The organism is Sporichthya brevicatena (assembly GCF_039525035.1).
Lineage (GTDB): Bacteria > Actinomycetota > Actinomycetes > Sporichthyales > Sporichthyaceae > Sporichthya > Sporichthya brevicatena.
Genome location: NZ_BAAAHE010000015.1, coordinates 90121 through 108257, shown reverse-complemented (window position 1 = coordinate 108257; position 18137 = coordinate 90121). Strand labels below are relative to the sequence as shown.

Here is an 18137-nt window from a genome sequence, read left to right as displayed (position 1 = left end):
ACTCAGGGTGGCGAGGTAACGTCCCTCGGTGACCAGCCGGACCGTGACCGCGAGCAGGCTTCGCGGCCCGGCGACCTGGTGGTGTCTCGCCGGCGCCCTGCTCGCCTCGGTCGGCTTCGCCGTCGGCGCCTGGACGGCCGGCCGCCTCGCCGAGCGTCCCTCGGGTGGGCTGATCGTCCTGCTGGCCGTCTGCCTGATCGGGGCGGGCGTGCTCGACATGGTGGGGCGCGCGGTGTGGTCGACGGTCGTCGACCGCGCGGAGGGCCGACTGCGGGCCGATCTGCTCGCGGCCGCGCTGCACCAGCCGCTGCCGGCGCTCTCGGAGCAGGCGGTCGGGGAGGTCCTGGACCGCGTCGACGACGACACGCACCAGCTCGGTGAACTGCTGCGCGAGGTCGGCTGGGAGACCGGCCGGACGCTGCTCGCGGCGATCCCGATGTGGGTGGTCGCCGGCCTGACGTGGTGGCCGGCGTGGATCCTGTTCCCGGTCGTCGGACTGCTCGCCGCGGCCGTGGTCCGGCCGCTGACCGAGGCCGTCACGCGCGCCAAGGTGGCGGAGGAGATCGCCTGGACCGACCACGCCGCGGTGCTCGAGGAGGCCGTCGCGGCGCGGGACGACCTGCGCGCGAGCCGGGGCCAGGCGTTCGTGCTGCGGCGCTGCGCCGAGGCGTCCGCGGTCGTGCACCGGCGGGTCCGCACGACGGTGCGCCTGGCGTCGCGGCTCGGCCGACGGGCGGGGGTCGTGCTGCACCTGGTGCTCGCGGGCATCGCGGTCAGCGGCATCCTGCTCGTCGCGGCGGGTCGGCTCTCGACCGCCGCGCTCGTGACGCTGTACCTGGTCAGCATCTCCTTCGTCGGGCAGGTCGACGTCATCTGCCGCTACCTGCCCGACCTGCAGGCGGGTCTGGGGGCGCTGCGCCGGATCCGGACCCTGCTGGAGGCCGACAGTGAGCCCACCGGCGGGGCGCCGGTGCCGGCCGGTCCGCTGGACGTCCGGATCGAGCGGCTGCACTTCGCCTACCCGCAGGGGCCGTTCGCGCTCTCCGACGTCAGCCTGACGATCCCGGCGGGCCGGACGCTCGCGCTCGTCGGACGCACGGGATCGGGCAAGTCGACGCTCGTTGCGCTGCTGTCGCGCGCGATCGACCCGCCGCCGGGGTCGGTGTTCCTCGGCGGCGTCGACGTGCGGGACCTGGACCTCGACGACCTGCGGCGGACCGTGGGCGTCGCCGGGCAGCGCACGGAGATCCTGGTCGGGACGCTGGCCGAGAACATCGCGCTGTTCGCCGACGTCCCGCGCCCGGTCATCGAGCGCGCGGTCGACGAGCTCGGGCTGACCGCCTGGGTCGCCGGGCTGCCCGACGGCCTCGACACCCAGCTCGGCCCCGACGGCACGACGTTGTCCGCGGGGGAGGAGCAGCTGGTCGCGTTCGCGCGGCTGCTGGTCCGGGACGTGCGCGTCGTCGTGCTCGACGAGGCCACCGCGCGCATGGACCGCCACACCGAGGCCCGGGTCGTCGCCGCCACCGCGCGGTTGCTGGCCGGGCGGACGGGCATCCTCGTCGCCCACCGGATGTCGACGACCACGCGCGCCGACACCGTCGCCGTGCTCGACGGTGGCCGTGTCCTCGCGCAGGGCCCGCGCGTCGAGCTCGCCCGCAACCCGGGGCCGTACCGTGACCTGCTGCGTGCGGCGGGGGACGACGCCGAGGCCACGGTGCGCGGCCCGGTGCCCCGGTTCGCGGTGCCTCCGCAGCGGTTGGCGTCGGCCCGAACCGCGCGGGGGACGATCCCCGGCCCGCGCCGGACGGCGGAGGCCCCGCCGGAGTGGGACCCCGGGACCGGGCCGAGTCTCGCGCGGTCGATCGTCAGCGCCTTACGCATCCACCCGCGCTGGGGGATCGCGGGGGCGGTGCTGTTCCTGCTCTCCTCCGTCGTCGGGCCGTACGGCGTCGTCACCGGTCTGGTGTGGGGGAAGGTCGTCGCGAGCCTCGCCGCGGGCGGCGAGGTCGGGGTGACGACGCTCGCCTTCGCGGGGAGCCTGATCGCCGGCCCGGTGCTCGTGTTCGCCGCGATGCCGCTGTACATGCGCTGGTGGTGGGCCGTGCACCTGCGGGTCCGGCTGGCCGTCCTCCGCGGGCAGACGTTGCCGCGGCGGTTGCCGCCCACGCCCCCGGGCGAGGTCGTCGCGCGGGCGATGGACGCCGACCGCTTCGTTCAGTACGCCGACCGGTGGGTGGACTTCGTCAACGGCGTGCTCGTCGTGCTGCTGACGGTGCTGCTCGCGCAGAGCCTGCTGGCGGGTGGGCTGCTGCTGGCGGTGACGGTCCTGACCGCGCTCACGGCGCTGGTGGGTGCCCCGATCGCGGGCCGGTCGGCCGCGCGGGCGTCGGAGACCCGCGCGCGGTTCGGCCGGTCGCTGGTGTCGACGCTCGACGCCGCGCGGACCGTGAAGCTCGCGGCCGCGACGCCGCAGCTGCACCGGCATCTGCTCGGCGTCGACTCCCCGCGCGTGGGGGCGGCGATCCGCGAGCACCGGGTGCGCGCGGTGCTGGATTCCGTGCCACCGCTGCTCGTGCAGTGCGGGATGGTCCTGTGCTGGCTGATCTACCTGACCGGCGGCTGGGGTCTCGCGACGGCGCTGCTGGTGACGACGGCGCTCGAGGGCTTCGACTTCTTCGGCCGGGTCACGGCCGCGGTGGTGACCGAGGCGCCGGGCGTGCGGGCGTGGAAGGACGCGACCTGCCGCCTCGCCGCCGGCGCCGACCTGATGACGCAGCCGGACGGCGTCGACCTCGTCCACGGGAAGGCGCCCGCCCCGGACGCGCCGTCGCGGGTTCCGTTGTCGCGGCTCGACCTCGACGACCTCACCGTCGTCCACCCGGACGGGACCGTCGGGGTCGCGCACGTGAACCTGAGCGTCGCGCGGGGGCAGCTCGTGCTCGTGGTCGGATCGGTGGGCTCGGGGAAGTCCAGCCTGCTCGCAGCGCTCGCGGGGCTGGCGCACCACCAGGGCCGGGTGCGGTGGAACGGGGTGGTGGTCTCCGACCCCGAACTGTTTCTGAGGCCGAGTCAGGTTTCCTACGTGGCCCAGGTTCCGCGGGTGCTGTCGGGGACGTTCGCCGACAACGTCCGGCTCGACCACCCGGGCCACAGCGTCGAGTCCGCGGTGGAGGACTCCCGGCTCGCGCTCGACGTCTCCGCCGCCGGGGGACTGCAGGCGCGGGTGGGGCACCGCGGCGTCCGGCTCTCCGGCGGTCAGGCCCAGCGCGTCGCCTTCGCCCGGGCACTCGCCGCCAACGCCGAACTCGTCGTCGCCGACGACGTCTCCAGCGCCCTCGACGCCCGGACCGAGCTCGAGCTCTGGCGTGCGCTCCGGATGCGCGGGTCGACCGTCGTCGCCGCGACCTCGAAAGCCGCGGCCCTGGCGCAGGCGGACGTGGTCGTCGTCCTGGACGCCGGCACCGTCGTCGCCATCGGGACCTGGGACACCCTCGCCCCCGACTGGGCCCACCTCGCCGGCTGATTCCCCGCAACGTCAGCGAGATCGCGCGTCATAGCGCCCGATCCCGCTGACGTCCCGCCTGCAGTGGAGATGACATCTCCAGTGCAGGGGAGGTCGGCGCTTCGCCGTGCTCCAGCCGCGGCAGGATGCGGTCTAGCCAGCGGGGGCACCACCAGTTCGCCCCGCCCGCGAGCTTCATGAACGCGGGGACGAGGCACGCGCGCATGATCGTGGCGTCGATGAGAACCGCGGCGGCGAGGCCGAAGCCGAGCTGCTTGATCTCGGGGGCGGGGCAGATCATGAACGCGCCGAAGATGGCGATCATGATCAGCGCGGCGGAGGTGATGACACCGCCGGTCTTGGCGAGGCCCGCGGCGATGGCCTCGGTGTTGCTGCCGGTGCGGAGGTACTCCTCGCGGATGCGGGTGACGAGGAAGACCTCGTAGTCCATGGACAGGCCGAACAGGATCACGAACAGCGTGAGTGGCAGCCAGGCCTGGAGATAGCCGGGGGAGGAGAAGTCGAGCAGGCTCTCGCCGTTGCCCTCCTGGAAGACCCAGACCGTCAGGCCCATCGCGGCGGCGATCGAGAGCAGGTTCATGATCACGGCCTTGAGCGCGAGCACCGGGCTGCGGAGCATGACGAGCAGCAGCAGGAAGCACAGCGCGAGGGTCGCGATGACGATCGGCGGGGTCTTGTCGAGGACCTTGTCCGCGTAGTCGATGCTGCGCGCGGTCGTGCCGCCGACGTCGGCGTCGGCGGCTGAGCCCAGCTCGGCGTCGAGGCGGGTGCGCGCGGTCTTCACGACGTCCTCGGCGGCCTTCGAGTCGTCCGGGACGGTGAGGTTGCCGGTGACGAGGAACGACTCCGCGTCGAGCTCCTGGACGGCGACGCCGGTGAGCCGCGAGTCCTCGGCGAGGATCCGCTCGGCGGTCGCCGCCGCGTCGCGGTCCCCGGCCACGGCCACCTCGACCCGGCCGAGCGTGATGCCCGGGAACGCGGACGAGAGCGTGGTCAGGGTCCGCACCGACGGCTCGTCCTCGTAGGCCCGCACGTTCAGATCGATGCCCTGTTTGACGTCGATCAGCGGCGCCGCGGCACAGATCAGCACGCAGGTGCCGACGGTCAGGACGGCCGCCGGCCACTTCATCACCCAGCGCGCGAGACGGTCCCAGCGGTCGGAGGCGCCGCCGGCCTCGAAGCCGCGCTCGCGCATCCGCTTCAGACGGACCGTCAGGGCGCGGTCGCCCATCACCGCCAGCAGCGCGGGCAGCAGGATCAGCGCCATCGCGACCGACCCGGCGACGCCGAGCAGACCGGCGAGGGCGTACTTGCTCAACGTCGGGACGTCGAGCAGGGCCATCGGGAGCAGCGCGACCATGACGGTGAGCCCGGAGAACACCACCGTCCGGCCCGCCGTGGCCATCGTCGTCGCGAGCGCGATCTCCGCGCCGGCGCGGGTGCGTTCCTCGCGGTAGCGGCGGACGATGAGCAGCGCGTAGTCGATGCCGACGGCGATGCCGAGCATCACGACACCGTTCTCGGCGAAGATGTCGAACTCGGTCCAGAAGCTCGCCGCGCCGAGGACGCCGAGGGCGACCACCGCCCCGGCGAGCCCGGTCAGCACCGGCAGTCCGGCAGCGAGGATCGAGCCGAGCGTCAGGAACAGGATCAGCATCGCCAGCGGCAGGCCGATCGCCTCGGCCATCGCCAGCCCCTCCTCCTCGGAGTGGAGCAGGTCGACGAAGAACGGGCTCTCCCCGGACAGCCCGATCTCGATGTCGGGTCCGCCGAGCGGGGAGGCGTCCAGCTCCTCCAGGTCGTGCTTGAGCTCCTTCGCGGTCTTCTGCCGGTCGCCGGCGTCGCCGGACAGCAGCACCGTGCGGTACTCGACCCGGCCGTCCGGCGAGACACGGCCGGCGAGGTCGGCCGGCGGCACGTCGACCACGCCGTCGTTCGCCCGGACCACGGCCAGCGCGGCGTCCATCGCCCGGGTGAAGGTCGGGTCGGTGGACGTGCGCTCCGTCGAGGACAGCACCAGGAGCACGGCCTCCTGCGCGCCGAGCGCCTGCTCGACCGCTGCCGTCGCCCGCGCGGACTCCGAGCCCGGGGTGTCGTAGCCGATGCCGAGGACGCGGGCCAGGAACACGGGCGTCAGCGCGGCGAAGGCCACCACCGCGACGAGGGCCGCCGTGAGCACGCGCCGCGGCCGCCGGGCCACGAACCGGCCCCAGGTCCGGAGTGCCTCGCGGGGAGGTGCCGGGGCCGGGGGCGCGGGCGCAGTGGAGGGCGGCCCGGGGTCCGCGGTGATCGCCATGGCCGCTCTCGGCCTCCTCGCCGTGGGGACCCACCTCGTCGTGGGCTGCGGAAATCTGTAGCACGGCGTCTCACAAACCCTCCACAACTGCCGCACAGGCGTTCGGCAAAGGGCCGGTACAGGGCGTCCGGACACGCGTTCTGCGCCCGAACGGGCGCGGGGGAATCGCGAACCGGAACCCCGGCTGCGAGATACTGAGCGGGTGGGGACCCGGGCGAAGCCGTCACCGCGCCCGGAGGAGGGCGCCGGGCCGCGCCTGCTCGCTCAGTTCCGGCCGGCCGCGCTGGCGTTCCTCGCCCCGCTGCTGGCCGCTCCCTACATCGGCATCGTCTGGGAGTGGATCGCCCCGAAGCCGACCTACGTGAACCTCAGCGGCGAGGTGTACCTCAACAACCAGGACACCTCGGAGTTCATCGCCGCCGACGGCTGGTTCCTGATCCTCGGGCTCCTGCTCGGCATCGGCACCGGCGCGATCGGCTACTGGCGGCGCCGCGGCGACCTGACGGTGATCGTCGCGCTGACCGGGTCCTCGATCCTGGCGTCGTTGATCGCCCGCGAGGTCGGGGAGGCCTTCGGGCCGCCCCCGATCCAGCAGACCGCGCTCACCCTCGCCGACGGGCAGACCATCTCCGGCTCCCTGGAGCTCGCCTCCGACGGAATCCTGTTCGCCTGGGGCGTCGGGATCCTGCTGGTGTACCTCTCGCTGATCGTCGGGCTGGAGCGTGGCCAGACCGAGGACGAGCTCGACGCGCCTCCCACGAGGAGCGACGCCGACACCGACGAGCTGGCCGAGGCCTCAGTTGGGGCTCGGAGCCTCGCGGGCGAGGTCGGCGCCGGGCAGCGACGGCAGATGGGTGAGCATGACCCGCTCCCGGCGGAGCAGCGCGACCTCGGCTCGTAGCCGGGCGGCGGCGTCCGGGGCCTCCAGCAGGGCCTGCTTGTCCGAGCGGTCGAGCACCATCGCCGCGGCCACCAGGTAGGACAGCACGATCGGGTCGGGCGGCAGCGGCCCGCGCACGCGCGGCGGCTGGCCCTGCAGCGTGAGCAACTGGTCCCGGTACGCCGCGTAGTGCACCGCGACGGAGCGGGCCAGCACCTCGGCGGCCTCGTCGCCGGCCTCCTCGGCGAGGTACTCGACCTCCCCGGTCAGGTACGGCGCCGCGTGCTCGTCCACCTTGAGCAGCCGGAACCGGCGCGTGCCGGTCGTCACGAGGTCGAAGCGCCCGTCGGCGAGGGCGTCGACGCGCCGGATCTGGGCCACGCAGCCGATCTCGTGGAGCTCGGCGACGCCGTCCGCCCCGACCTCCCGACCCTGCCGGATCGCGATCACGCCGAACTCCGGCGCGCCGGCCTCGGGCAGCTCGCCGTCCCCGCCCCCGGTCAGCGTCGTGACCAGCGCCCGGTAGCGCTCCTCGAAGATGTGCAGCGGCAGCAGCAGACCCGGGTAGAGCACCGTCCCCAGCGGGAACAGCGGCAGCCGAGCCGTCCGGGGAGCCGTCACGGGTCGAGCCTAGTTCCCCGGCGACTAGACTCAGGGGGTGCTTTCCGTCCTTGACCTGCGTGGATCTGCGCTGACGCCGGCGGCGTTGCGCAGCGTGCTGCCGCGCGCCGCGGCCGACGTCGCGGCGACGCTGGAGACGGTGCGCCCGATCTGCGACGAGGTCCGGGACCGGGGGAGCGCGGCCCTGCTCGACTTCGCCGAGCGCTTCGACGGCGTCCGCCCGGCGTCGATCCGGGTCCCGGCCGAGGTGCTGGACAAGGCCCTCATCGACCTGGACCCGGCGGTCCGGGCCGCGCTGGAGGAGGCCGCCCGGCGCGCACGCCTCGTGCACGCGGCGCAGAAACACCCCGACGCGGTCGTGGAGGTCAGCCCCGGCGGCACGGTCACCGAGCGCTGGATCCCGGTCCGGCGCGTCGGCCTGTACGTGCCCGGCGGCGTCGTCGCGTACCCGTCGAGCGTCGTGATGAACGTCGTTCCCGCGCAGGTGGCCGGCGTCTCCTCGATCGCGGTCACGTCCCCGCCGCAGCGCGACAACGACGGGTGGCCGCACCCGGTCGTGCTCGCGGCGTGCGCCCTGCTCGGCGTCGACGAGGTCTACGCGGTCGGCGGCGCCCAGGCGATCGCGATGTTCGCCCACGGCACCGAGGACTGCGCCCCGGCCGACCTGGTCACCGGGCCGGGCAACGTCTACGTCGCCGCCGCCAAGCGACTCCTCAAGGGCATCATCGGCATCGACGCCGAGGCCGGCCCCACGGAGATCGGCATCCTCGCCGACGCCACCGCCGACCCGGCGCACGTCGCGGCGGACCTGATCTCCCAGGCCGAGCACGACGAGAACGCCTCCTGCCTGCTCGTCACCGACGCCCCGGCGCTGGTCGAGCAGGTCCAGGCCGAGGTCGAGCGCCAGCGCGGCGTCTCGCTGAACCAGAAGCAGGTCGACGCGGCGCTGGCCAACCAGTCGGCGATCGTGCTCGTGGACGACCTGGCGGCCGGCCTGACCGTCGTCGACGAGTGGGCCGCCGAGCACCTGGAGATCCTCACCGCGGACGCGTCGGCCCTGGCGCGCCGGGTCCGGAACGCGGGCGCGATCTTCGTCGGCCCCTACGCGCCGGTCAGCCTCGGCGACTACCTCGCCGGGTCAAACCACGTCCTGCCGACCGGCGGCACCGCCCGCCACACCGGCGGGCTGAGCGTCCACTCGTTCCTGCGCAGCGTCCACGTCGTCGAGTACGACCGCGCGGCGCTCGCCGAGGTCGCCGGGCACATCGACGCGCTCGGCGGGGCGGAGAACCTGCTCGCCCACGTCAACGCGGTCCGGGTCCGGGTGCCGAAGGACCAGAGCCCGCGGGAAGACCAGAACTGATGGACACCTTTCTCCCGCTGCGCGACGACCTGCGCGGCCGGTCGGCCTACGGTGCGCCGCAACTGGACGTGCCGGTCCGGCTCAACACCAACGAGAACCCGTACGGGCCCTCGCCGGCGCTGGCCGCCGACCTCGCCGCCGCCGTGGCGCTCGCCGCGTCCGAGCTCAACCGCTACCCGGACCGGGACGCGACGGCGCTGCGTGCCGACCTCGCCGCCTACCTCGGCCACAACCTGACTCCGAATCAGATCTGGGCGGCCAACGGGTCGAACGAGATCCTGCAGCAGCTGCTGATGGCCTTCGGTGGCGCCGGGCGCACGGCGATGGGCTTCGAGCCCTCGTACTCGATGCACCGGCTGATCTCGCTGGCGACGCAGACCGACTGGGTGGAGGGCTACCGCGAAAACGACTTCACCCTCGACCCGGAGCGGGTCGTGGCCGAGGTCTCGGCCGCCCAGCCCGACGTCGTCTTCCTGACCTCGCCGAACAATCCGACCGGCACCGCGCTCGACCTCTCGGTGATCGAGGCGGTCTACGAGGCGGCGACGGGAATCGTCGTCGTCGACGAGGCGTACGCCGAGTTCGCGCGCGACGGCGTGCCGAGCGCGCTGACGCTGCTGCCGGGCCGGCCCCGACTGGTCGTCACGCGGACGATGAGCAAGGCGTTCTCGATGGCCGGCCTGCGCGTGGGTTACCTCGCCGCCGACCCCGAGCTCGTCGACTGCCTGCTGCTGGTCCGACTGCCGTACCACCTCTCCGAGCTCACCCAGGCCGCCGCGCGCGTCGCGCTCAAGCACGCGCCGGAGCTGCTGAACACCGTCGGCACCCTGCGCGCGGAGCGCGACCGTCTGGTCTCCGAGATCACCGCGCTCGGTTGCCGGGTCGTGCCGTCGGACGCGAACTTCGTGCTGTTCGGCGGGCTCGGCGACCAGACCGTGACCTGGCAGGGCCTGCTCGACCGCGGGGTGCTCATCCGCGACGTCGGGCTGACCGGCTGGCTGCGCGTCACCGCGGGTACACCGGAGGAGAACGACGCGTTCCTGGCCGCGCTGGCCGACGTGCTGAGAGAGCAACTGCTGAGGGAGAGTCAGACATGAGTCGGACGGGACGCGTCGAGCGCGTCACCAAGGAGTCCAACGTCCTCGTCGAGATCGACCTGGACGGCTCCGGGCGCACCGAGGTCTCGACCGGCGTCGGGTTCTACGACCACATGCTGTCCCAGCTCGGCCGCCACGGTCTGTTCGACCTGACCGTGAAGACCGAGGGCGACCTGCACATCGACCCGCACCACACCGTCGAGGACACCTCGATCGCGCTCGGCGCCGCGTTCCGGCAGGCGCTCGGCGACGCGAAGGGCGTGCGCCGGTTCGCGAACTCGCTGGTGCCGCTGGACGAGGCGCTCGCGCGCGTGGCCGTCGACCTCGCCGGCCGGGCGTACCTCGTGCACACCGAGCCCGAGAATCTCGCGCCGATGATCGGCGAGTACGAGACTGCGCTGACCCGGCACATCTGGGAGTCGTTCGTGAACTCCGCCCAGATCTGCCTGCACATCGACGTGCTGCGCGGCCGCAACGCGCACCACGTCGCCGAGTGCCAGTTCAAGGGCGTGGCCCGGGCCCTGCGAGACGCCGTCGCGTTCGACCCGCGCGAGACCGGCGTGCCCTCCACCAAGGGCACCCTGTCCGCCGACACCCGTTCCTCGTGAGCCCCCGCGTCGTCGTCCTCGACTACGGGTCGGGCAACCTCCGCTCCGCCGAGCGTGCCCTGGAGCGCGCCGGGGCGGACGTCACCGTCACCGCCGACCGGCGGGCGGCGCAGGAGGCCGACGGCCTCGTCGTCCCCGGCGTCGGGGCGTTCGAGGCGTGCATGAAGGGCCTCGAGCAGGTCTTCGGGCCCGAGATCATCGGCCGCCGCCTCGCCGGCGGCCGCCCGGTGCTCGGCATCTGCGTCGGTATGCAGATCCTGTTCGAGTACGGCGTCGAGCACGGCGTGACGACGCGAGGCTGCGCGGAGTGGCCCGGCACCGTCGAGCGCCTGCACGCGCCGGTGCTGCCCCACATGGGCTGGAACACCGTCACCGCGGCCGAGGGCTCGCGCCTGTTCGCGGGGATCGAGAACGAGCGGTTCTACTTCGTCCACTCCTACGCGGCGCGGGCCTGGACGCTCGAGGCCACCGGCCCGTTCAAGCCCCCGCAGGTGACGTGGGCCGAGCACGGCGAGCCCTTCGTCGCCGCCGTCGAGAACGAGGCGCTGTCCGCGACCCAGTTCCACCCGGAGAAGTCCGGGGACGCCGGCGCCGCCCTGCTCCGCAACTGGCTGAAGACCCTTAATGCTGCCTGACAAGGGTGACACCCTTTTTTGACAGGGCGAGGTTGCTGACGGGACGGGGCGTCAGGGTCCGTAGACCGGGTCCGGCGGGAACGGGTCGTCGAGCTCGGCCGGCGGGTTCCCGGCGTGCAGGCCCTCGGCGTCGAGGTCCTCGAGGGCCGGGCCGTCGGCGACGTAGCGGTGCCGACTGCCGATCGGGACGACGAGCGGGCTTCCGGAGACCGGGTCCGGGATGACGCGGGCCTCGAGGCCGAACACCTCGGCGAGCAGTTGCTCGGTGAGCACCTCGCGCGGGGGACCGGCGGCGACGATCCGGCCGGCCTTCATCGCGATCAGGTGGTCGGAGTAGCGGGCCGCGAGGTTGAGGTCGTGCAGGACCATCAGCACGGTCCGGCCGGCCTCGCGGTTCAGGCGCTCGACGAGGTCGAGGACGTCGACCTGGTGAGCCAGGTCGAGGAAGGTCGTCGGCTCGTCGAGCAGGAGCAGGTCGGTGCCCTGCGCGAGCGCCATCGAGATCCACGCGCGCTGGCGCTGACCGCCGGAGAGCGTGTCGACGGTGCGCTCGGCGAGGTCGGCGATCCCGGTCCACTGCAGCGCGGCGGCGACGGACTCCTCGTCGTCGGAGGACCACTGCCGGTACCAGGCCTGGTGGGGGTGCCGGCCGCGCGCGACGAGGTCGGCGACCGTGAGGCCCTCGGGCGCCGTCGGCGCCTGGGGGAGGACGCCGAGGGTGCGCGCGACCTCCTTGGTCGGCACCTTGTCGATCCGCTTGCCGTCGAGGACCACGTGGCCCGCCCGGGTCGGCATCAGCCGCGCCAGCGCCCGGAGCACGGTGGACTTGCCGCACCCGTTGGGGCCGATCACCGCGGTGACCGCACCGGCCATCAGGTCGAGGTCGAGGTGCTCGACGATCACCTGCTCGCCGTAGCCGAGGCGGATCCCCTCGGCGCGCAGACGCGACGGGCCCCCGATCGCCCGCGCGGTGCCGTTCGGGGCGGTGCCGTTCGACGCGGTGGCAGCCGGCGTCGAGGGCGCCGGATAGGCAGCTCCGGGCGGCGGGGCGGTGGGCAGCGGACCCACGGGGAGCGTCGAGGTCACAGGCGCACCTTCCGCGTGTTGACGGCGAGCAGGTAGAGCAGGAACGGCGCCCCGACGGCAGAGGTCACGATCCCGACGGGGAGCTCAAGGTCGCCGAGCATCGTGCGGGCGACGACGTCGGACGCGACCACGAGCGCGGCCCCGAACGTGGCGGACGCGAGCAACGGTGGTCGCGAACCGCCGGTGACGCGGATCGCCGCCTGCGGGGCGACGAACGCGACGAAGCCGATCGGGCCGGCGCACGCGGTGGCGACGGCGGCGAGGGCGACGGCGCAGAGCAGCAGCCCGGTCCGCGCGGCGTTCAGGCGGATGCCCAGACCCCGCACGGTGTCGTCGCTGTACTGCAGCGCACCGAGGACGAAGACGAGGATCAGCGAGATCGGGACGAGGATCGCCAGCGCGACCGCCACCGGGCGCACGTGCTCCCAGCCGCGGCCGTTGAGGCTGCCGGTCATCCAGACCTGGGCGCGCGCGGCGTCCTCGACACGGGCCTTGACCAGCAGGTAGCTGACCACCGACGCGAGCACCGCGTTCACGCCGATGCCGACGAGCACCAAGCGGTACCCGTCGATGCCTCGTCGATAGGCGAGCAGATAGATCAGGGTCGCGGTGGCGACGCCCCCGGCCAGCGCCGCGAGCGGCAGGCCGAGTTGGGTGCCGACCGTGCCGATGACGCCGCCGGACCCGCCGAGCAGGATCACGGCGACGGCGGCCGCGCTGGCGCCCTGCGTGATGCCGAGGATGTCGGGCGTCGCGAGGGCGTTGCGCGCGATCGAGGCCGTGATCGCCCCGGACAGGCCGAGCGCCGCACCCACGAGAACCCCGGTGAGCGCGCGGGGCAGGCGGAGGTCGATGACGATGAACCGCTGGGCGTCGGTCCCGCCGCCGGCGAGCACGCGCAGGACGTCGACGATCGAGATCGGGTAGTCGCCGCGGCCGACGTCGGCGGCGAGCGCGAGCAGTGCCAGCACGGCGCCGATCAGCGCCACGACCAGGAACCGCGGCCGCCAGACGCCCGAGATCGCCGGGCCGAGGCGGAACGGCGGCCGGCCGGGGACGGCGGGGTCCCTCGTCGTCGCGGTGGCGCTCACGGTGTCGCTCACGGTGTCGCTCACAGCGCCGCCAACCGGCGACGGCGGACGAGCCAGATGAAGAACGGTGCGCCGACGAGGGCCATGATGATGCCGACCTGCATCTCCCCGGGCCGCACGACGACGCGGCCGATCGTGTCGGTGAGCAGCACCAGCGAGCCGCCGAGCAGGGCCGAGCACGGCAGCAGCCAGCGGTAGTCGGGACCGGTGAAGATGCGCGCGACGTGCGGCACCACCAGCCCGACGAAGCCGATCGGGCCGGCGGCGGCGACGGCTGCGCCCGTCAGCAGGGTGATCGACGCGATGCCGATCGCGCGGGTGGTGAACACCGACTGGCCCAGGCTGCGCGCGACGTCCTCGCCGAGGGAGAGCAGGTTCAGCGCGGGCGCGTTGTAGAGCGCGAGGAGCAGCCCGACGATCAGGAAGGGCAGCACCTCCCAGATCACGCGGGTCGGCCGGCCGGTCAGCGCGCCGACCTGCCAGAACCGGAACACGTCGAGGGTCTGACGATCCATCAGGATCAGCGCGGACGTGAAGGACCCGAGCAGGGCGGAGACGGCCGCCCCCGCGAGGGCGAGCGTCACCGGGGTCGCGGCGCCCTGCCCGAGCGACCCGAGCGCGAACACGACCAAGGAGGCGACCAGCGCCCCCGCGAACGCGAACCAGACGAAGCCGAGGGTGTCGGTGACGCCGAAGGAGTAGATCGCGAGGACCACGGCGAACGCAGCGCCGGCCTCGACGCCGAGCAGCCCCGGGTCGGCGAGCGGGTTCCGCGTGTGGCCCTGCATGAGGGCCCCGGCGATGCCGAGCGCTGCTCCGACCAGCAGGCCGAGGACCGTCCGGGGCACCCGCAGCGATCGGATGATGACGTCGTTCTCGCTGTTCTCCGGGCTCACCAGCCCGGCCCAGACGTCGCCGATCGGGATCGGCTTGGCCCCGATCGCGATCGACAGGACGATGCAGAGCAGGACCACCCCGGTCAGGCCGAGGACGATCAGCGGGCGGCGCCGCCGTGGCCGCGCCGAGGAGCCGGATGCCGACGGCCGGGCCGACGCCGAAGCGTTCGGGCGGTCGTGCGTCACGGTCATGCGGTCGGAACCCATCCTCGGCGAACCGGATCGAGCGTGCGGAACCCGACCAGGTTAGGCAAGGCTAGCCTGCGATGGGCCGGGCGCCAGGGGTCACGGCGAATCCGGTCGTTCGGCGGACCACGCCGACCACAGCCGGGCGTAGGTGCCCCCGGCCGCGACCAGGTCGTCGTGGGTGCCCACCTCGACCACGCGGCCGGCGTCCAGGACGACCACGCGGTCGGCCGTGGCGGCCTGCGTCAGCCGATGGGCCACGACCAGCGCCGTACGGCCGGTGATGGCCTCGGTCGCGGCGGCCTCCAGCGCCCGGGCACCCGCGCTGCCGGCCTCGGCGGTGGCCTCGTCGAGGATCGCCACCGGTGGGTCCACCAGCAGCAACCGCGCCAGCGCGAGCTGCTGCGCCTGCGCCACGGTGAGCTGGTGCCCGCCCTCGCCGACCTCGGTCGCGAGACCCTCGGGGAGCAGGTCCACCCACGCGGCCGCACCGACGGCGGTCAGGGCGCCGCGCAGGGCCTCGTCGGACGCGTCCGGGCGGACCAGGCGCAGGTCGTCGGCCAGCGGCCCGGCGAACACGTGCACCTCCTGGGTCACCAGGGCGACCGTCCGGCGCACGCCGGCGGGACCCAGGTCGGCGGCGTCGACGCCGTCGAGCCGGATCCGGCCCCGCGCCGGGGTGTGGACGCCGGCGACGAGCTTGGCCAGCGTCGTCTTGCCGGCGCCGCTCGTGCCGACCACGGCGACCCGCTCGCCCGCCGCCACCGTCAGCTCGATGCCGTCGAGCACGTCGTGCCCGGCGACGTAGGCGTGCCCCACGCCCTGAACGTCGACGCGGGCCGGGTCGGACGGCGGCGCGGCCGGGTTCGCCGGCTCGGGCTCGGGCGGGAGGTCGAGGACGCCGACGAGCCGGGCCAGGCTCGCCGCGGCCGACTGCGCCTCGTCGAGGGAGGCGAGGGCGACGTTGATCGGGTTGAACAGGTTCGCGAAGTAGAGCGCGGCAGCGCTCGCGGCGCCGACGGTGACGTCACCGTTCTCGACCAGCACGTAGCCGGTCGCGAGCACCGCGGACAGCCCGACGAGCTCGGCCAGGTTCAGCCGCGCGAAGAACCGCGTCTGGAGCCGGACGGCCGCGAGCGTCAGGTCGACCGAGTGCTGGGAGCGGGTGGTCACCTTCGCCAGGTGCGAGTGCCGGAGCCCGAACGCACGGACCGTCGGGGCGCCGGAGATCGAGTCGAGCAGCTCCTGCTGCAGGTCACCGACCGCCGCCCGCTGCTCGGCGTACAGCGGCGGAGCGTGGCGCAGGTACCAGCGGACGGTGATCACCTGGATCGGCGCCGCGCAGAGGGCGGCGAGCGCGAAGCGCCAGTCGAGCACCGCCAGGCCGACGACGGTGAGGGCGATCGTGAGCGCCGCCCGCGTGAACTCGGGCAGTGCCTGCCGGATGCCCTGGCTGATGACCGAGACGTCGTTGGTGACGCGGGAGGTCAGGTCGCCGGAGCCCGCGGCCTCGACCTGTTCCAGCGGCAGCGCGAGCGCGCGCTCGACGAACTGCTCACGCAGGCCGGCGAGGATCTGCTCGCCGAGGCGGGCGATCAGGACGATGCTCACCATCGCGAGGACCGCGTACACCACCGCAATGGCGACGAGCAGCGTGATCGGGCCGGTCAGCGCCGAGGCCGGCCGGTCGTCGATCACCCGGTCGACGATGTTGCCGAGGACGGGCGCCGTCAGCAGGAACACGGCGGTCGCGGCGACCGCCGTCAGCAGGGCGGCCGTCGCCAGCGTCCGATGCGGCCGCGCGAGGGTGCGCAGCGCGGCCCAGGTCCGCCGGCCGGGGGCGACGGGGAGTCGCCGATCCGTCGCGGTCATCGGAGCACCAGCTCCCGGTAGCCGGCGGAGCGGGCGACGAGGTCGGCGTGGGTGCCGACCTCGTCCACCCGGCCCGCGCGCACCAGCGCGACGCGGTCGGTGACCGCGAGCAGGGCCGGGCTCGTCGTGAGCAGGACCGTCGTCCGGCCCTGCCGCAGGTCGCGGATCCCGGCGGCGAGCCGGGCCTCGGTGGCCGCGTCGACGGCGGTCGTCGGGTCGTGCAGGACGAGCACCGGGGAGTCGGCCGCGAGCGCTCGGGCCAGGGCGACGCGTTGGCGCTGTCCACCCGACAGGCCGCGTCCGCGCTCGCCGACCGTCGTCGCCACACCTTCCGGGAGCGCCGCGGCGACCTCGTCGGCGCCGCCGGCGGTCAACGCCGCCCGGACGGCTGCCGGCTCCCGGGGTGCGTCGTCCCCGCGCCCGTCGAGGACGTTGTCGAGCAGGCTGCCCTCGAACAGGTGAGCGTCGTGGGCGGCGACCAGCAGGGTCCGGCGCAGCGGACCGGGGTCGAGCTCGGTCAGTGGCCGGCCGTCGAGCAGGACGGCGCCGCCGTCGGGGTCGGTCTCGCGCGCCAGGCAGCGCAGCAGGGCCCGGGCGTCGGCGGGGTCGGCCGCGACGCCGACGAACTCGCCGGAGCTGACCGTCAGGTCCAGCCCGGCGAGCGATCCGCTGCGGACGCCTCGCAGCTCGACGTCGCCGCGCACGGGCCGGACGGGGACGGCCGTCCCGCCCGCGATCGCCGGCGGCGAGCTGAGCACCTCGGCGATCCGGCGGGAGGAGGCCCGGGCCGCCGCGAGCTCGGACCCGACCCACGCCATCGCCTGCATCGGGCCGATCAGGAACTGCGCGAGGCCGACGGCGGCGACCAGCTCGCCGACAGTGATGTGGTCCTGCGTCGCGAGGTAGCCGCCGAGGAGGGCGACGCCGGCGAGGAAGAGCCCGGTCATGGCGATCATCGCGGCCTCGTAGGCGGCGTCGGCGCGGGCGGCGCGCAGCGTCGCCTGCAGCGAGTCCTGGCTGACCCTCCGGTACCGCGCGACCGCGGCCGGCTCGGCGCCGACACCCTTGAGGACGCGCAGGCCGGCGACGAGGTCGGCGGCGACGCCGAACGAGGCCGCGGCGCGCTCCTGCTGCTCGGCGCTCCGGGCCTCGAGGGGCTTGCCCAGCAGGTTGACCAGCCAGAGCATCGGGGGAGCGCCGAGGAGGACGACCAGTCCGAGCGGCACCGACAGTCGCAGCAGGGCCGCCCCGCCGACCAGCAGACCGGCCAGCGCGGCGATACCGCTGGGGAGGGCGAAGGCCAGGATCCCGACCTTGGCGGTGTCCGAGGTCGCGAGGCCGGCGAGGGCGCCGGGGAGTCGTCCCGCCTCGGCGCCGCCACGGTCGTCGAGCACCCGCTCCGCCAGGCGGAGCCGCAGGTCGTGCGCGGCCTGCTCGGATGCCCGCTCCGCGCACCGCGCCCCGAGGCGGTAGCCGAACGAGAGGAACGCGAACACCGCGGCCAAGGCCCCGAGCCAGGCGAGCAGCCGCGACCCGTCGCCGGTGGCGACGGCCTCGTCGATGATCACGCCGATCAGCACGGGGACCAGCGCCTCGCCCGCCTGGTGGCAGATGAACAGCGCGCCCGCCGCCCCCACCCAGCGCCGCTGGCGACCCAGCGCACCCCGCAGCACCGATCGGCTGTCGTTTCCGACGGCGTCGTCCTGGTTCTCCACCCTTGCGGCCCTTCGACGGATCGTGAGGAACGTCACTCCTGCGCAGAAATCAAAAATCGCTGGTTTGCGCGGGCGCGTCCTTGGTCATGAGCTTGCGGGCCGCATGAAAGTAAGGCAAGGCTTACCAAACCAGCGTCAACGTAGCGGGCTTTACCGGGGCGGCCGCCGCGGAAACCCACCAAGCCGAACGAGGAGGCGCGATGCCCGTGCCGGATCCCATCGCGAGACCCGGCGTCCCCAGACCCGGGACGCCCAGACCCGGCGC

Annotated in this window: 13 protein-coding genes; 6 read left to right on the top strand and 7 right to left on the bottom strand. The window is 74.1% G+C overall.

What is annotated here, in order from left to right; translation table 11 throughout:
* The first annotated feature begins 28 nt into the window (after positions 1 to 28).
* Positions 29 to 3526: an ATP-binding cassette domain-containing protein gene (locus ABD401_RS10515; protein ID WP_344604391.1), complete on the top strand. Its 3498-nt coding sequence runs from the start codon at positions 29 to 31 to the stop codon at positions 3524 to 3526.
* Between the two features lie 28 nt (positions 3527 to 3554).
* Here ABD401_RS10515 and ABD401_RS10510 read toward each other — a convergent pair whose 3' ends face one another.
* Positions 3555 to 5822, bottom strand: a complete 2268-nt coding sequence (locus ABD401_RS10510) for an MMPL family transporter (protein WP_344604389.1) — start codon at positions 5820 to 5822, stop codon at positions 3555 to 3557.
* A gap of 202 nt (positions 5823 to 6024) precedes the next feature.
* On the opposite strand from ABD401_RS10510, the gene ABD401_RS10505 reads away from it, so the two are divergent.
* Entirely contained in the window at positions 6025 to 6723 is a 699-nt protein-coding gene (locus ABD401_RS10505; RefSeq protein ID WP_344604387.1) for a hypothetical protein, read from the top strand.
* On the opposite strand, the gene ABD401_RS10500 is transcribed toward ABD401_RS10505, so the two are convergent.
* Entirely contained in the window at positions 6619 to 7323 is a 705-nt protein-coding gene (locus ABD401_RS10500; RefSeq protein ID WP_344604385.1) for an LON peptidase substrate-binding domain-containing protein, read from the bottom strand. The genes ABD401_RS10505 and ABD401_RS10500 overlap by 105 nt on opposite strands.
* 37 nt (positions 7324 to 7360) lie before the next feature.
* On the opposite strand from ABD401_RS10500, the gene hisD reads away from it, so the two are divergent.
* Genes hisD through hisH form a run of 4 tightly spaced genes read left to right on the top strand, consistent with a single transcriptional unit; the run spans position 7361 to position 11026 of the window.
* Positions 7361 to 8686, top strand: a complete 1326-nt coding sequence (gene hisD / locus ABD401_RS10495) for a histidinol dehydrogenase (RefSeq protein ID WP_344604383.1) — start codon at positions 7361 to 7363, stop codon at positions 8684 to 8686.
* Positions 8686 to 9783 (top strand): histidinol-phosphate transaminase, encoded by a 1098-nt coding sequence (locus ABD401_RS10490; protein ID WP_344604381.1) that lies wholly within the window; start codon positions 8686 to 8688, stop codon positions 9781 to 9783. Before hisD ends, ABD401_RS10490 begins: the two co-directional genes overlap by 1 nt.
* Positions 9780 to 10391 carry an imidazoleglycerol-phosphate dehydratase HisB gene (hisB, locus tag ABD401_RS10485; RefSeq protein WP_344604379.1) on the top strand — a complete coding sequence of 204 codons (612 nt, stop codon included), beginning with the start codon at positions 9780 to 9782 and terminating at the stop codon, positions 10389 to 10391. Before ABD401_RS10490 ends, hisB begins: the two co-directional genes overlap by 4 nt.
* Complete coding sequence (gene hisH / locus ABD401_RS10480; RefSeq protein ID WP_344604377.1) at positions 10388 to 11026, top strand: imidazole glycerol phosphate synthase subunit HisH; 639 nt, start codon at positions 10388 to 10390, stop codon at positions 11024 to 11026. The genes hisB and hisH overlap by 4 nt, the downstream gene beginning before the upstream one ends.
* 51 nt (positions 11027 to 11077) lie before the next feature.
* Here hisH and ABD401_RS10475 read toward each other — a convergent pair whose 3' ends face one another.
* From ABD401_RS10475 to ABD401_RS10455, 5 genes are all read right to left on the bottom strand, one after another.
* Positions 11078 to 11986: an ABC transporter ATP-binding protein gene (locus tag ABD401_RS10475; RefSeq protein ID WP_344604479.1), complete on the bottom strand. Its 909-nt coding sequence runs from the start codon at positions 11984 to 11986 to the stop codon at positions 11078 to 11080.
* Positions 11987 to 12108: 122 nt separating this feature from the next.
* Positions 12109 to 13215, bottom strand: coding sequence for a FecCD family ABC transporter permease (locus ABD401_RS10470; protein WP_344604375.1), 1107 nt, complete (start codon positions 13213 to 13215; stop codon positions 12109 to 12111).
* A gap of 8 nt (positions 13216 to 13223) precedes the next feature.
* Positions 13224 to 14291 carry a FecCD family ABC transporter permease gene (locus ABD401_RS10465; RefSeq protein WP_344604373.1) on the bottom strand — a complete coding sequence of 356 codons (1068 nt, stop codon included), beginning with the start codon at positions 14289 to 14291 and terminating at the stop codon, positions 13224 to 13226.
* A gap of 93 nt (positions 14292 to 14384) precedes the next feature.
* Complete coding sequence (locus ABD401_RS10460; RefSeq protein ID WP_344604371.1) at positions 14385 to 16157, bottom strand: ABC transporter ATP-binding protein; 1773 nt, start codon at positions 16155 to 16157, stop codon at positions 14385 to 14387.
* Positions 16154 to 17872 (bottom strand): ABC transporter ATP-binding protein, encoded by a 1719-nt coding sequence (locus tag ABD401_RS10455; protein ID WP_344604370.1) that lies wholly within the window; start codon positions 17870 to 17872, stop codon positions 16154 to 16156. Before ABD401_RS10455 ends, ABD401_RS10460 begins: the two co-directional genes overlap by 4 nt.
* Positions 17873 to 18137 lie beyond the last annotated feature (265 nt).

Bases quoted from the DNA above. Each gene is read 5' to 3' on its own strand.
- ABD401_RS10510 (WP_344604389.1), bottom strand. From the start codon at position 5,822: ATGGCGATCACCGCGGACCCCGGGCCGCCCTCCACTGCGCCCGCGCCC.
- ABD401_RS10490 (WP_344604381.1), top strand. From the start codon at position 8,686: ATGGACACCTTTCTCCCGCTGCGCGACGACCTGCGCGGCCGGTCGGCC.
- hisB (WP_344604379.1), top strand. From the start codon at position 9,780: ATGAGTCGGACGGGACGCGTCGAGCGCGTCACCAAGGAGTCCAACGTC.
- ABD401_RS10465 (WP_344604373.1), bottom strand. From the start codon at position 14,291: ATGACCGTGACGCACGACCGCCCGAACGCTTCGGCGTCGGCCCGGCCG.
- ABD401_RS10460 (WP_344604371.1), bottom strand. From the start codon at position 16,157: ATGACCGCGACGGATCGGCGACTCCCCGTCGCCCCCGGCCGGCGGACC.